The organism is Lujinxingia litoralis, from assembly GCF_003260125.1.
Lineage (GTDB): Bacteria > Myxococcota_A > Bradymonadia > Bradymonadales > Bradymonadaceae > Lujinxingia > Lujinxingia litoralis.
The window spans coordinates 28,152-41,996 of the sequence record NZ_QHKO01000007.1 but is presented as its reverse complement, the minus strand read 5'-3'; the positions used below and the strand labels follow the sequence as shown (position 1 = coordinate 41,996).

Below are 13,845 nucleotides of genomic sequence, written 5' to 3'. Positions count from 1 at the left end.
CCGGGGGCGCGCCTCTTCCCCTCAGACCGGCTCGGCCTGCGGCCCGGGCACCGGCGCCCGCTCCTCGTCGCCGCGCTTCACCCGACGGATCCGCTCGTGGAGCGAGCGCTCAAAGCCCACGATCTGCGCCCAGCTCGGTCGCGCCCGGTAGATGCCCTCCCCGGGCCGCTGCGGGTGCATCCCGCGCACATAGAAATAGAAGAGCCCCCCGAAGCGCGCCTCGTACTCGGCCTCGCAGGTCATATCGAGCACCCGACACAGCGCCACGGTGTAGAGCCGGGCCTGCTCGGCGTAGTTGGCGGCCACATGCCCGGCCAGCGTCGGCGAGTCGTAGCTGCGCACCAGGTTGGTCTTCCAGTCGGCGAAGTAAATCTTGCCCTGATGCTCAAATAAGAGGTCGACAAAGCCCTTTACAAAGCCCCCCTGCACCCGCGCGCCCCGGCCAAATTTGCGGCGTAGCCCGTCGGCCTCCTCCTCGCAGAGCTCGGGGATCGGAAACAAAAACTCCAGCTCGCGGCGCACCCTTTCCGGGTTCAGGCGGTGCAGCGCCTCCAGCGCCTCCTCGCCGGCCACCGGCATCTCCACCCGGCTTAAGAGCGTGCGGTACACCGCCCGCATCGCCGGCTTCAGCGTGCTGGGGTCTGCGCCAAAGCTGCTGCGATGCTGCTCAAAGAAGGCCTGCAGCTCCTCGTCGGCCACCCAGGCCGCCTCGTCGGCGTAGTCGCGCACCCGGGCGTACTCCAGGGTTTCGAGCACCCCGTGCACGAAGTTCCCGGTGGCCATCCCGCCGGGAAACGCCGGATCGAAGACCACCTCGTCATCGCGGGCGTCATCGCCCTTCTCCACCTCGGCGGCGGCCTCGTCCAAAAGCCCCTCACCGCCGACCTGACCGCGCAGGCTACTGAACGAGGTCACCTCCCAGCGCCGCTCCATCAGCGTGCTGAGCACGTCGGGGGCCACCCGTTCCTCGGCGAGTAGCTCCAGCCCCTGCAGGCGCACCCGACCCAGGGTGCTCTGCACCTGGTGGAGGTCCACCTCCCGGGCCCGGGCGTCGAGATCCACGTCCAGCCACTCCAAAAACGCGCCTGTGGGCTCGTTGCGCATCGCCCGCAGGCGATCGATCACATCAAAGTAGGGGTCGCGCTTATCGCGATTATCGGAGTAGGCCGGGCTCTCCGCCTCCAGGTAAGGGAGGTAGAGCATCACCTCGGCGCGGGTGAGCGCCACGTAGTTGAGGCGGCTGGCCTCGGCCCGGGTCTGCTCGATCAGCAGCTCCTCCCACCCCGGGGGCATCTCGGAGGTCGACGCCACCCAGCGCACCGGGCGCATCCCTCCCGACTCCCGGGGGACCTTGAGCGCGTAGTCCTTGCGGCGGCTGCTGATCAGATCGCTGAAGCCGGGCACCACAAACACGATCCCCCGCTGGAGCCCCTTGCTGCCGTGGGCGGTCAGGATCTGCACGGCCTTCGACTCCACCTCCAGGCGCTGCTGGTCCCCGCTCTCCCCCTCGGGCATCGCTCGCCCCTCCCGGTAGCTCTTCAGTCGGGCGGCCAGCTCCTCCATGCTCAGGCGCTCGCGGGTGCACTCCTCGGCCATCAGCTCCAGCAGGTGCTGGTAGTTGGTCAGCTCCCGCTCGCTCACATCCAGGAGCAGCCGCCGGCGCATCAGCCCGCTGGCCTCGATCAGCTCCTGAAAGAGCGCGTGGTAGGCCCGCTGCTCGCCAAGCCAGGCCCAGCGCAGCAGGCGTTGATAGATCGCCTCCGACTCGCTCACCGCCTCCAGATTCGCCAGCTGCCCCAGCTCCAGTTCGAAAAATCCGGTCATCCAGGCCCGGGCTCGCCGCGAGCGATCCTGCGGGTCGACCAGCGCCATCAGGAGGTCGTACACATCGCGGGCCTCCTGCGTCTCAAAGAGCCCGTCCATCTTCAAAAAGGCGTAGGGCACCCCCTGGCTCCGCAGGGCTTCGGCCACCATCAGCCCGTCGGAGCGCCGCCGGCAGAGCACGTAGATATCCTCCGGCCCCACCTGCCCGACCAGGTCCCCACCGGGCTCCTGCGGGTAGCCCGGCGCCCCCTCCCCCCGGAGCAGACCCCGCACCCGGGTGGCGATGCCCCGGGCCAGCCCCTTGCGCAGCTCCGAGACGGAGAGCTTCTCCCGCTCGCTCTTCAGGTTGAGCACCCGCACCCCGGGCGCGCGCTGACCCTCGACCTCGGCTTCAAACCACGCCTTGCCCGCGCTCACCGGGTGCGCGTAGCCGATCCCCTCGCCAAGCTCCACGCGCTGCGCCGCGCGCTGATCGAAGATCGCGTTGTACGCCCCGATCACCTGCGGCGTGGACCGAAAGTTCTGCGTGAGCGGAATCGGCGCCTCCTCTCCCAGCAGGCGCTGGCGCGCCCGCAGGTAGGTGTGCACATCGCCGCCCCGAAACCCGTAGATCGCCTGTTTGGGATCCCCGATCAGCACCAGACGATGCGCCTGCGTGGGCGCCGCCCCGGCCAGCCCCCCCACAAAGAGGCGCTCAAAGATCTCCCACTGCACCTCGTCGGTATCCTGGAACTCATCGATGATCGCGTGGCTAAAACGATCCCGAAGCACGTTCAAGAGCTCGCCATGCTCCCCGTCGGCCGCCAGCGTATCGCGCACCAGCGTGAGCATATCCTCGTAGGTGTAGACCCCCTCGGCCTGCTTGATCGCCTCGATGCGCCGGGCGATCTGCGGGCCCAGCGCCTGAACCACGCAGAGCTCCACATCAAAGCTCAGCTCCTCCAGCGCCTCGACCGCTCTCAGGAGCTCGGGCATATGCACCAGCACGTCATGCTCTTTTTTGCCCGCCAGGTATTTAAAGGGGGCGGCAAGCGCTCCTTCCAAAAGGGCCTTCGTCTCCAGCACCCCGGCCGGGGGTGAGGAGAAGCCCTCGATCATCGCCCGCACATGCTTTTTGAACGCGTTGCGGGTGGTGCCGTGCACCTTTTTGCCGCCCGGGCGCAGCGCGTCGAGCTCCTCGTCAAAGGCCGCCCCCTCCAGCGCTGCGAAGTACGCCCCGCCCTCCTGCGCGCTGGCCGCCAGCGCGTCGAGGTTCACCTGAACCCGGGGCAGATACTCGCCACGGGTCTTCACATAGCCGGCCAGCGTCTCACGCAGCGTATCGAGCCCCTTGCCCGCGCCCAGATAGGCCTGAAGCCAGTAGCGGAGCTCCGGATCGGCGGGCACATCCTGGCGCAGCGCCTCCGAGATCGCCCGGTACACCAGCTGATCCCCGTCGACATGCTCCTGCTCCAGCAGGCGCTTGTTGGCAAAGGCATGCTCCACCAGAATCCGCTGGCAAAACCCGTGGATCGTATAGATCGAGGCCTGATCAAAGGAGCGCAGCGCCATCTTCAGCCGCTCCACCCCCTCGGCCTCCACCACCCCGAACCCCGGGAGCGCTGCCGGCTCGCCAGCCTGCGACTCGCCACCATCCAGGGTGCGCACCTCGCCAGGCTCCAGCGCCGACCAGGCCCGGACCAGCTCCTGGAGGCGCTCGCGGATCTTCTTTTTGAGATCCGCGGTCGCCGCCCGCGTAAAGGTCACGACCAGCACCTCGTTGACCTTCACCTCTCCGCGCAGGAGGAGGTCGGCCACGATATGCTCGATCGTGTAGGTCTTGCCGGTGCCGGCGCTGGCCTCGATCACCGCGTGGCGCCCCTCCCGCTGCTGAAGTGCCACCAGCGCATCGGGCTTTTTGTAATAGAGCGTGGCCATCATTTACCTCCCAACACCGGCTTCAGGTAGCGGTAGCGTGCTTCAATGATCTGCTGAATGCGCGCCGGCGAAGGGGGGCTGGAGTCAAACCAGCGCTTCACCGGCCCGTACATCGTGGAGGGGGTCTCTGAGAAGCGGCTCCCCGGGTCGAAGCGCTCCAGGAGCGCCGCCACATCCACCTCCTGGCCCCGGGCCTGCGCCTTGACCACCATCGCCACCAGCTCCACGGGCAAGAAGTAGTCATGCACGCCCTGGAGGAGCTCCCCGACCAGCGCGCTCAGGTAGGCGCGGGCCTCCCCGGCGCTCCCCACGCTCAAGGCCAGCTTCGCGGCCCCACTGGCCACCGAGGGCACCACCAGCACCTGCGGCTCCGGCAGGGTGTAGCCGGCGGCCACCAGCGCCAGCTGCTCGATATGCTCGCGGACAAAATACTTCGGACTGGCCTTGCTCCCGGCGGCAAACCCCACCGAGGCCCGGGCCTCCCCGACCAGCGTCACGCTCCCGTGGAGCTCCACCTCCAGCACCCCGCGCGCCCCGGCGTCGACCTCGAGCACCAGCGGCTCCAGCTGCACCCGCTCGCCAGGCTCCCGGCCCCGGTGCAGCGCGCTGCCCAGGCGCACATGCTCCACCCCGGGATGCTCCTCGGCGCTGACCCCGCGCAGCCCGTCGCGCCAGGTGAGCACCCGCTGCAGGCAGCGCTGAACCGCCGCCTCATAATAGAGCTCCGAGGGGAAGTGCCCCCGCATCTCCTCGCGCTCGGCCCGGGCCCGCAGCGCCGCCTCCAGCGTCGCCTCGCTCAGGTCCCGGGCGGCCAGCCCCTCGGCCAGGCTCTCGCGCATCAGGCTCAGCGCCGGCAAAAAGGCCGGCTCAAAGGGCTCATCCTCCACCGCCAACAGGTCGTCTTCCTCCTCATCGTAGAGACGCAGCCGCGACTTCGCCGAGCCCTGCAGCGGGCACTTCAAAAAGCCCCCCAGCTCGCTGAGCTGCAGCACCACCCGGCCCCCCTCCCGCACCTCGGGGGCCACCTGCGGCACGCTCCACTTTAACAAGGTCTGGAGCTCCTCCTCCCCAGAGCCCCCGGGACCACTCCCCAGGTGCGCGGCCAGCTCCCCGGGCCCGGGCCGATACCCCGGCGGCAACGCCTCATCGAGCGCCCGGCGGTTGACCCGCACCACCGCCTCGGCCTGGGCCTCCCCGTGGTGATTGGGCCAGAGGCGCTCGACCTGATCCACGTGGGCGGCTGCCTCATAGGGCGCCACATCCTGCACCGGGATCGCGTCGACCCCGCTGGCCGCCACGTACTCGGGGATCGCCCCGGGCTCATAGACCTGCGGAAAATAGCGCGCGTCGTAGCGCCGCAGCGGATGACGCACGCTGCGCGCCTGCACCGGCGCCAGCTCCCCTTCGGGCTCCAGCACCGCGGCCATCTCCTGCAACGCCAACACCACCGACGCCGGCTCCAGCTCATCGCCCGTCTGCGCATCTCGCCCCACCCAGGAGAGCACCATCCGGGAGCGCGTCGACATCAGCGTCTCCAAAAACATGTAGAAGTCCTGGTCGCGCGAGCTCACATCGCTTAAGCGCCGCCGGGCCTCCCGCAGATCCAGCGCGTCGGGCGGCGTCGGCGCCGGAAAGGCCCCCTGCCCCAGGCCCGTCACAAAGACCACCTCAAAGGGAATCGGCCGCATCGGCTTAAAGGACGAGACGACCACCCCGTCGGCCAGGTACTTCCCATAACGATCTTCGAGCCCGCCCAGCGCCGCCATCGCAAACTCGTAGGCCGTGCGATAGCCCACCGCCTGATCCGGGCTTAGGTCGGCGCGCGCAATCGCCGAGAGCTCCCGGTGCAGCTGCAGCTTCATGCGTTCGTCGCGCTTGCCCTCCCCACCCACAAAATCGCTGAGCATCCCCTTAAAATGCTCCATCCACGCCCCCAGTGTACGCGACTCCCCGCGCACCTCCCGCGAACGCACGATCAGCGATTGCGCCAGCTCCACCAGCGCGGCCACCTGCTCCAGCTCCCCGTGCCCGGTCTCCAGCGGCAGGTAATGCTCCGCGCCCAGCGCCACGGCCTGCGCCCCCTCCTCCTCGGGCTGCGACATAAACGCCCCCAGCACCAGGCGATCGAGCCCCTGCTGCCAGTGAAAGCGCTCCCGCTTGATGTAGGTCCCCTCATGATCCCGGTGGTCGGCCCCGTGGTAGATGCTCAGCTCATCGCACCACCGGGCCCACTGTTTGGGATCCACCGCCCCCTTCTGCGCCACCACCGCCGGATGCATCAGCACCCCCAGCACCTCGCTGCGCTTAAACCCTCCCAGGGGCAGCTCAAACACCTGGCGGGCCGCGTCGAGCACCGGCGAGGAGTGCGAAGCGTCGATGTCGATCACGTTATGGGGGATGGCGTGGGTCTGTTTGAAGGCCGCCCGCAGGTGCGTCTGATAGAGCTCGCGCTCCCCGGGCTGCACCACCACCGCGATGTCGTTAAAGCGCAGCTGCGGATGGCGGGTGACCATCTCCCAGATCTCGCTGGCGATGATCTCGCACTCCCGCTGAATGCTCGGACAGGCCATAAAACGCAGGCTCCGGCGGTCGGTCAGCGGCGGCGAACTCTCTGCGACCTGGCGAGCGTCCTCGCGATCGCGAATCACCCGCTGCAGGCGCTGCAAGAGGGTCACGTCCGGGCGCTGCATCCGCGCGACCCGATCCTCCAGCGTGGTGATGTCCGAGTCGCTCAACTCCATCAGCATCCGGTGAAAATCTCGCCCGGGGCCGCCCCACATCCGCAGCGCCAGCGGCAGCTCATCGCCGCTTAAGAGTTCGCTCTCCCCCAGGTCCAGATCCACCAGGGGGTCTTCGTCGCCGATCAGCACCGTGCCCCACTCCTCCAGACAGGGGGAGAGCACGTAAAAGATGGCGTTATGCTCATCGTTGGCCCCGAGCGGCCCGAAGAGCTCTTTGAAAAAGGGCGGCAGGTACGAAAACCCCACCAGGTGCACGTAATCCGGCCAGGCCAGCGCGGCGTTCTCAAAGCGATCGGGCACGTCGGTCAGCGCGATGAGCTCGCGGGGCTCCGCCCCCGCTTCCGCCTCCTGTTTCGCCTCCTGTTTCGCCGCCTGCGCCAGCGCGCCCCCGGGCAGGTAGAGCGCCCGCCATAACGTGCGCTGCCAGCGCTCCGTCGGCCCAAAAATCGCCTTGAACTTCGGGTCCTCCTGGCTCGCCAGACGATCCTGGCGCCAGAGCTCCAAAAGCTCCTGCTTGCGCGAGTAGCCGTACTCCCGAAAGAGCGCGGCCAGGCGCCGGGCCAGCTGATAGCGCCGCCGCTCCCGCTGCTCGGCGGCCCCCTCCCCGGAGCCGGCCGCCTCCAAAAAGGCCCGCACCGGCCCCATCTCGGCCCGGTCGAGCAAGGCCCTATCCGAGAGCAGCCCGATCAGCAGGCGCTCCACCGTGGCGCCGGCCACGATCTGGGCCACCGGCTCCCCGGCCTCGTCGGGGGGCACCAGGCTCTCCAGAAACTGCTCCATCGTCTCGATGCGCAGGTTGGTCGCTACCCCCATCTTCGCCGCGATCTGAAAGGTCAGATACTGCTTGAGGTTCGCGTTGGGCACCACCAGCCGGTACTCGTGAAACGCGCGATCCACAGCCCTTTTGGGCGCCGTCACCCCCAGGTGGTGCACCAGCACATCGACCAGATCTTCGACCCTGTCAGATTGAAATACCTGCAGCATATCGACTCCCACCATCCACGCTAAAGTTCATGAGATTCATCGCTCTTATACCCCGGCAGGAGGGGTGATGTCGAAGATGTAAATGATCGTATAACAGGCATAAAGGGCCGGGGTTTAGCTTTGGCCTCCCCCGCCACCGCCTCCCCGGAAGCGGGCCTCGATCTCCCGGGCCAGGGCGTCCTGACCGGCCTGGCGGTAGTAGCGCGCCAGGGTCTGCAGCCCGAAGCGGTCGTCGGGGGCCAGCGCCACCAGCTCAAAAAGCGCCGGGGCGGCCTGCTCAAAGAGCCCGGCGTCGATCATCGCCCGGGCCGCCGCCCGCAGCGCCCGGACCCGCTCTCGAAGCGCGGCCGGGGCGGCCGGCGCGGCCTCCTCGCTCCGCTCGTCGGCGCGCGGCCTGTCGACACCTCGCTCGGCGCGCGCGCGCTCCCCGGCTCGTTCCCGGGAGGCCGGGGGCCGCGCCGAGCCGGGAGGGTCGGATGGGGCTGAAAAGCTGGAGCGCAGCCGGTAGCTCCGCTCCAGCCGCGCGGCCACCTCCCCGATGCGCCCCCCGCGCTCCCGGGCCCCACCCGGTGCCGATTCATACGCCGACGAGCCGCCCGACCCCCGCGCCCCGAGCGCCCCGGGTGCGCCAACCGACCCACCGGGCGCTCCGGCGCTCCCCGGCCGCGCGCCACCGCCCACCGCCTCGATCTGCGCGGCCAGCAGCGCGGCCATCGAGACGATATCGTGGCGATTATGCTCCAGCATCCCCCCCATCTTCGGCACCGCCTCCCCGGCCACGAAGCGCTCCCACAACGCCGGAATCTCTCGCCCCGGTACATCATCCACCCGGTGAAAATCGAGAATATCCTCCTCCAGGCTGGAGAGTTTGTAGCGCTTTCGCCCCACAAAATGCCGCCGGGCCGTGGGCAACAAATCCAGATGCTGACGCCCCCCGAAAGGATCGCTCATCTGGTGGCGCGCGTACCGGCGCGCGAGCAGGGGCACATCAAAACGCCGCCCGTTAAAGGTCACCAGCAGGTGCCGCTCCCGCAGCATGTTTGCGAAATACGCAAGCATCGCCCGCTCCCCGGCCGCGTCGCTGCCATCGAGCAGAAGCTGCTCCACCACAAAGCGCTCGCCAGCCCAGAACCCGATGCCCACACAAAAGGCCAGCGCCCCCTGCCCCAGCCCGCTGGTCTCGGTGTCCATATAGAGCAGCCCCTCAGGCCGCACGCCCGGGCAGCCCGGATCGACCTTTGAAATCAGACGATGGTCGATCTCCCGACACGCCCCCACCTCAAAACGCCCGTGCACCTCCCCCGGCGGCACCTCCTCGCGCAGAAGCCAGAACTCCCCCTGATTCTCCGCCCCCCACTGCCCCCAATTTTTTTCAGTGATTTTTGACGAGGACGACGACCGCCGAGCCCCTCCCGAACTCCTGTGTCGCGTGCGCGCCCCTCCCCGCGACGCCCCCCGGGGCGATGCCTTGCGCACGATCGACCCCGAAGACCCCTCGGCGCGCTCTCCCGAATCATCGAAACCACCCCCATCCGGAGAGCTGCCCCCCTTCACCTGGCGCACCTCCCCCTCTCCCGGCGCCCCCGCCTCAAACACCCCGCTCGGACCGCTCTGGCTCTCTCGCCCCCGCTGATGCGCCTGATGCAAACGCTCCAGCCTCTTCCCAAACTTGCTCATCGTCACATCCCTTCATCCGCCGGCGCGTCTCGCGCCCGATCGCTCCAACCCTACGCCGCCAGCATCGGGGCCTCAAACTCGGATTCTTCAATCAATTGAAGCGCTTGCCCCTTCCCCAAACGCCTCAGGTCCTGGCGAGCACCGCGCTCCGCTCGCCAGGGACTAAAACATCGGAGCGAGCGCCGCGATCAGCTCGCCAGGGACTAAAACATCGGAGCGAGCGCCGCGCTCCGCTCGCCAGGGACTAAAACATCGGAGCGAGCGCCGCGATCAGCCCGCCACAGACTAAAACATCGGAGCGAGCGCCGCGATCCGCTCGCCAGGGACTAAAACATCGGAGCGAGCGCCGCGCTCGACCCTTCCCCGCTCGACATCCTGCCCGCGACCGTCGCTCGCGTGTTTTAAAATCTCAAAACGCCAGAGCGAGCGTCGCGCTCGCCCCTTCCCCGCTCGACATCCTGCCCGCGACCGTCGCTCGCGTGTTTTATAATCTCAAAACGCCTTCCCGGCCGTCGCGCTCGCCCCTTCCCCACTCGACATCCTGCCCGCGACCGTCGATCACGTGTTTTGAAATCTCAAAACGCCTTCCCGACCGTCGCGAGCGTCTTTTGAAAACTCAAAACGCGAGCGCGACCGCCGGACTCACCTGATACGTGGTTAGAAAGGGATAGAGAGCTCCAGATACCCCGGACTGGCCGGAAAACGGGCCGGCCAGGGCGTGTCGCGATAGAGGTCGAGCACATCGCGGCGCAGCCCGTCTTCGACCACCCGCATCGCGTCGCGGTTGTAGCGATGAGCCCCGGCCACCGCCCCGGTGATGGTGCCCCCGTACCAGATCGTCTCCACCAGGCCGATCAACGCCGCCTGCCCGTAACGCCCGGCCAGCACCGAATCGACCACCGCGTAGATGAACACCCCGTTCCACACCATCGCCAGCAGTCCGCTGCCCCACTCTCCCAGGTAGAAATGCCCCAGCCCGGGCACGATCGAGAGGGTCCCGGCCAGCAGCGGGCTCTTTTGCGGGATATCAATCCCCTCGACCAGCGAGGCGATCTCAAAGGCCCCCTCGGCCAGCGGGCTGCGGGTGGGCATGGCCCGCAGCTCCCGGGCCGCCGCATCAAAGTCGTGGCGCACCGCCCCCAGCCGGGCCAGCCCCAGGCGAGCGGCGCTGGTGATTTCCAGACAGGCGGTGATTTCCGGGTCGTCGGTGGGTTCTCCCACCCGCGCCACCCAGGGCGCGCAGGTGTCGATCACCTCCACAAAGGCCTGCTCGGCCAGCGGACGCCGGTCCGAGGCCAGGGCCACCTGCCCGTAGTAATAGCGCGCCCACCAGCTCACGATCTGGTCCCGCGACCCGGTGGCCAGGGCCTCCAGCTCCCGGGCGGCCTGCCCGTGTTCGCCCGCCCCGAAATACACCCACGCCATTTTCAGGCGCACCCGCTCCGCGCGTCGGTCGGCGGGGTAGTCGCGCAAAAAGTCTTTGTAGGCGGTGAGCGCCCGGTAATAATCGCCCTCGTAGTAGTAGGCGTCCCCTCGCAGCAGGCCGACATCCGGCCCCTGATACACCTTCAGCTCCTGCTCCCCGGGAAGCTCCTGGGCCCCGACCGAAGCCGCCCAGAACACCATCGCCGAACACACCCACCAGGCCATCCACGTCCGCATCATCACTGCCCTTTTCAAAGCCACATACTCCGCTTCTACACCCGTCACTGACTCGCCGGCTCCCGGCTGGCCATCCCCCCACCCTCGCGCTAAGTTGAGCCCGGCCCCACCGCGCCGCGGGCGCCGTGAGCGGCCTCTTTCCCAGGCCGACGAGATACCCCAACCCCAACCCGCAGGACAAGACCATGACCCAGAGCCCCTCCCCTGATAAACGCGCCGTGCTGATCGTTCTGGACTCGGTGGGCGCCGGCGAGCTCCCCGACGCAGATAAGTACGGCGACGTGGGCTCGCATACGCTGGGACATATCGCCGAGACCATCGCCGACTTTGACCTGCCCAACCTGCGCGCGCTGGGGCTGGGCAACATCGAGGGCATCCCGCAGATCGCCCCGGTCGAGGCCCCCACGGCCACCTTCGGGCGCATGGCCGAGAAGGCCCACGGCAAAGACACCGCCACCGGCCACTGGGAGTTTGTGGGCATCATCCCCGACAAGCCCTTCCGCACCTTCCCCGAGGGCTTCGACGACGAGATCATCCAGGAGTTTATCGAAAAAACCGGCGTCCCCGGCGTGCTGGGCAACCGCGCGGCCAGCGGCACGGTCATCATCGAAGAGCTCGGCCAGGAGCACATCCAGACCGGCAAGCCCATCGTCTACACCTCGGCCGACCCGGTCTTTCAGATCGCCGCCCACGAAGACGTGGTGCCCCTGGAGACCCTCTACAAGTGGTGCGAAATCGCCTACGACATCGTCACCCCGCGCGGGCAGTCCCGGGTCATCGCGCGGCCCTTTGTTGGCGAGTTTCCCGAGTTTAAGCGCACGGCCAATCGCAAGGATTATACCCTGCCGCCGCCCAGCGAGACGGTGCTCGATCGCCTTCAGGCCGCCGGCGTGCGCACCACCGGCATCGGCAAGATCGGCAACATCTACGCCCACCAGGGCTTGAGCGACGAGCTTCACAGCACCTCCAACGACCACGGCGTGGAGCTCACCCTGCAGTGCATCGCTGATCGCAAAGGGCTGATTTTCACCAACCTGGTCGACTTTGACGCCCTCTACGGCCACCGCCGCAACCCCCGCGGCTACGCCGACGCCCTGATGACCTTTGACCGCCAGCTCCCCACGCTGATCGAGGCTCTGGACCCGGGCGACCTCCTCATCATCACCGCCGACCACGGCAACGACCCCACCTTCCCGGGCACCGATCACACCCGGGAGTACGTGCCGCTGCTCATCGTGGAGAAGGGGCGCCCGGGGAGCAAAGACCTGGGCACCCGGGCCTCGTTTGCCGACATCGGCGCCACGCTGGCCGCCTACTTCGGGGTGGACTGGCACGTGGGCGAAGCCATCGACCTGAGCTGATTCGCCCCGGCGCCTTCACACCCGCGATCGGCGCGTGTGTGAAGGCGCATCGCCCCCCGGCCAGGAGCCCCGGCCGGGGGGCGATGCGAGTCCGGGCACAAAAAATCGCCCTCGACTGTAAGATCTTCGGAGCCTCCGCCGTCTTCAGGACAAAGCTCACCACACACCCGGTGTGGCCCGAGCCCAACCCCTCAAGCCCCACGGAGCTGACCATGAACGACGCCACCACCTGCACCTGTTGCTGCACCTGCACCTGCGAAAGCGCCACCTCCGGCTGCACGTGCGGCCCCGACTGCAAGTGCGGTCCCGACTGCAAGTGCGGCCCCGACTGCAAGTGCGGCCCCGACTGCAAGTGCGGCTGCTGCGCCTGACCCTCCCCCCCCACCCTTCTCGGAGAACTGTGATGCTCTCAACCGAACACTCGCTCGCACAGCTCATGAGCCACTGGGATCGGTGGGTGGGACTGGCCGCGCGCAGCTTAAATGAGCGCGCCGACGCCGAAGACGTCGTCCAGCAAGCGCTGGTGCGCGCGGCCGACCAGCTCCACACCCTCGACGACCCTCAAAAACTCGAGGGCTGGTTTGCCACCATCGTGCGGCGCCTGGCCATCGACGAGCTGCGCCGCCGCGGCCGGGTGAAGCGCCAGCGCCAGCGCCTGGCCCTGGAACCCGCGCCCCGGCCCTACCCTGCCCCCGACGCCGGGGAGGACACCTGCGTCTGCGGCATCGACGCGCTCGACGATATCCCCGACGCCTACGCCGAGATCCTGCGCCGCGTCATCCTCTCCGAAGAGCCCGTCGGGCAGGCCGCCGACGCCCTGGGCATCTCGGCGACCAACGCCTCGGTGCGCCTGCACCGCGCGCGGCGCGCCATGCAGCAGGAGCTTTTGGAGCGCTGCGGTACCACCTCCACCCAGGAATGCCTCAGCTGCGATTGCCCCTGAGGCGCCTACCCCCTTGCCAACGCGAGCGTTTTCGATGTCGACCATCCGCGTGATGTACAAACTGCGCTGCCGCCCCGACGATCTTTTGGCCCTTCGCCAGGCCTGGCGCGACGTCGTCCAGGCCCACGCTCGCCAGGGGCATCAGACCCTGGAGAGCGTCTTTCTGGTCGACGCCCCCCCGGCCGAGGGTCCGGCGCCACAGGCGCCCCCGGAGTTCATCGTGGCCACGGCGATCTCCCGCTGGCAGAGCCGCCAGGCCTGGCAGGCCCAGCGCACCGACGAGGCCGACCCTCAGGCCTACGCCCGCTTCCGCAGCCTCTGCACCGTGGAGGAGCGCCAGGTCTTTGAGGAGCTCGACCTCCTGATCCAGGGCCAACCGGCCACCTGACCATGACCGACGCCCCCGATCCCATCGCGCTGATCTGCGAGCGCCTGGACGTGCCCCCCGAGCTGGCCGAAGACATCCTCCTTTTGACCCACTGGGTCGACCAGGAGTTGGCCACCACGCGCTACGGCTACCCCAAAGACAACGCCATTCCGCCGCCGCTGCACCAGCGCCTGGCCGACCCGGCGTACCTGGCCCGGTTGCGCCACGCGGCCTGCGATCACTGGGAGCTTACCCCCGATCGCCTCCCCTTCTGAGCCTGGTTTTTGGGCGGCGTTGGGGACCTCTGGAATAGCCCCGCGGCGCCGGCGTTTTCTCCCGGCGAACCCCGAAGTGAGCCCGCCGCCAGAG

The 13,845-nt window shown here is 68.3% G+C and carries 9 protein-coding genes; 5 read left to right on the top strand and 4 right to left on the bottom strand.

Annotated features, from left to right (window positions below):
* Positions 1-21: 21 nt before the first annotated feature.
* From DL240_RS14435 to DL240_RS14420, 4 genes are all read right to left on the bottom strand, one after another.
* Complete coding sequence (locus DL240_RS14435; protein WP_158542594.1) at positions 22-3,741, bottom strand: UvrD-helicase domain-containing protein; 3,720 nt, start codon at positions 3,739-3,741, stop codon at positions 22-24.
* Positions 3,741-7,466, bottom strand: coding sequence for an exodeoxyribonuclease V subunit gamma (locus tag DL240_RS14430; protein ID WP_158542593.1), 3,726 nt, complete (start codon positions 7,464-7,466; stop codon positions 3,741-3,743). The genes DL240_RS14435 and DL240_RS14430 overlap by 1 nt, the downstream gene beginning before the upstream one ends.
* A 114-nt stretch (positions 7,467-7,580) precedes the next feature.
* Positions 7,581-9,143 (bottom strand): ribonuclease H-like domain-containing protein, encoded by a 1,563-nt coding sequence (locus DL240_RS14425; RefSeq protein ID WP_111730609.1) that lies wholly within the window; start codon positions 9,141-9,143, stop codon positions 7,581-7,583.
* Positions 9,144-9,800: 657 nt separating this feature from the next.
* Positions 9,801-10,808 (bottom strand): tol-pal system YbgF family protein, encoded by a 1,008-nt coding sequence (locus DL240_RS14420; protein WP_146618316.1) that lies wholly within the window; start codon positions 10,806-10,808, stop codon positions 9,801-9,803.
* 182 nt (positions 10,809-10,990) lie between these two features.
* Here DL240_RS14420 and DL240_RS14415 point away from each other — a divergent pair, with 182 nt between their 5' ends.
* From DL240_RS14415 to DL240_RS14400, 5 genes are all read left to right on the top strand, one after another.
* Positions 10,991-12,166, top strand: coding sequence for a phosphopentomutase (locus tag DL240_RS14415; protein WP_111730607.1), 1,176 nt, complete (start codon positions 10,991-10,993; stop codon positions 12,164-12,166).
* Positions 12,167-12,378: 212 nt separating this feature from the next.
* On the top strand, positions 12,379-12,537 hold the full coding sequence (locus DL240_RS20050) for a hypothetical protein (RefSeq protein WP_158542592.1): 159 nt from the start codon (positions 12,379-12,381) through the stop codon (positions 12,535-12,537).
* A gap of 32 nt (positions 12,538-12,569) precedes the next feature.
* Positions 12,570-13,109, top strand: a complete 540-nt coding sequence (locus tag DL240_RS14410) for an RNA polymerase sigma factor (protein WP_111730606.1) — start codon at positions 12,570-12,572, stop codon at positions 13,107-13,109.
* 34 nt (positions 13,110-13,143) lie between these two features.
* A complete protein-coding gene (locus tag DL240_RS14405; RefSeq protein WP_111730605.1) occupies positions 13,144-13,497 on the top strand; it encodes a hypothetical protein in 354 nt (117 codons plus the stop codon).
* Positions 13,498-13,499: 2 nt separating this feature from the next.
* Positions 13,500-13,751 carry a hypothetical protein gene (locus DL240_RS14400; protein WP_111730604.1) on the top strand — a complete coding sequence of 84 codons (252 nt, stop codon included), beginning with the start codon at positions 13,500-13,502 and terminating at the stop codon, positions 13,749-13,751.
* The last annotated feature ends 94 nt before the right edge of the window (positions 13,752-13,845 follow it).

Excerpts from the sequence above, each read along its gene's own strand:
- DL240_RS14420 (WP_146618316.1), bottom strand. The coding sequence starts at position 10,808 with ATGATGCGGACGTGGATGGCCTGGTGGGTGTGTTCGGCGATGGTGTTC.
- DL240_RS14410 (WP_111730606.1), top strand. The coding sequence starts at position 12,570 with ATGCTCTCAACCGAACACTCGCTCGCACAGCTCATGAGCCACTGGGAT.
- DL240_RS14400 (WP_111730604.1), top strand. The coding sequence starts at position 13,500 with ATGACCGACGCCCCCGATCCCATCGCGCTGATCTGCGAGCGCCTGGAC.
- DL240_RS14435 (WP_158542594.1), bottom strand. The coding sequence starts at position 3,741 with ATGGCCACGCTCTATTACAAAAAGCCCGATGCGCTGGTGGCACTTCAG.
- DL240_RS14405 (WP_111730605.1), top strand. The coding sequence starts at position 13,144 with ATGTCGACCATCCGCGTGATGTACAAACTGCGCTGCCGCCCCGACGAT.
- DL240_RS14425 (WP_111730609.1), bottom strand. The coding sequence starts at position 9,143 with ATGAGCAAGTTTGGGAAGAGGCTGGAGCGTTTGCATCAGGCGCATCAG.
- DL240_RS14415 (WP_111730607.1), top strand. The coding sequence starts at position 10,991 with ATGACCCAGAGCCCCTCCCCTGATAAACGCGCCGTGCTGATCGTTCTG.
- DL240_RS20050 (WP_158542592.1), top strand. The coding sequence starts at position 12,379 with ATGAACGACGCCACCACCTGCACCTGTTGCTGCACCTGCACCTGCGAA.
- DL240_RS14430 (WP_158542593.1), bottom strand. The coding sequence starts at position 7,466 with ATGCTGCAGGTATTTCAATCTGACAGGGTCGAAGATCTGGTCGATGTG.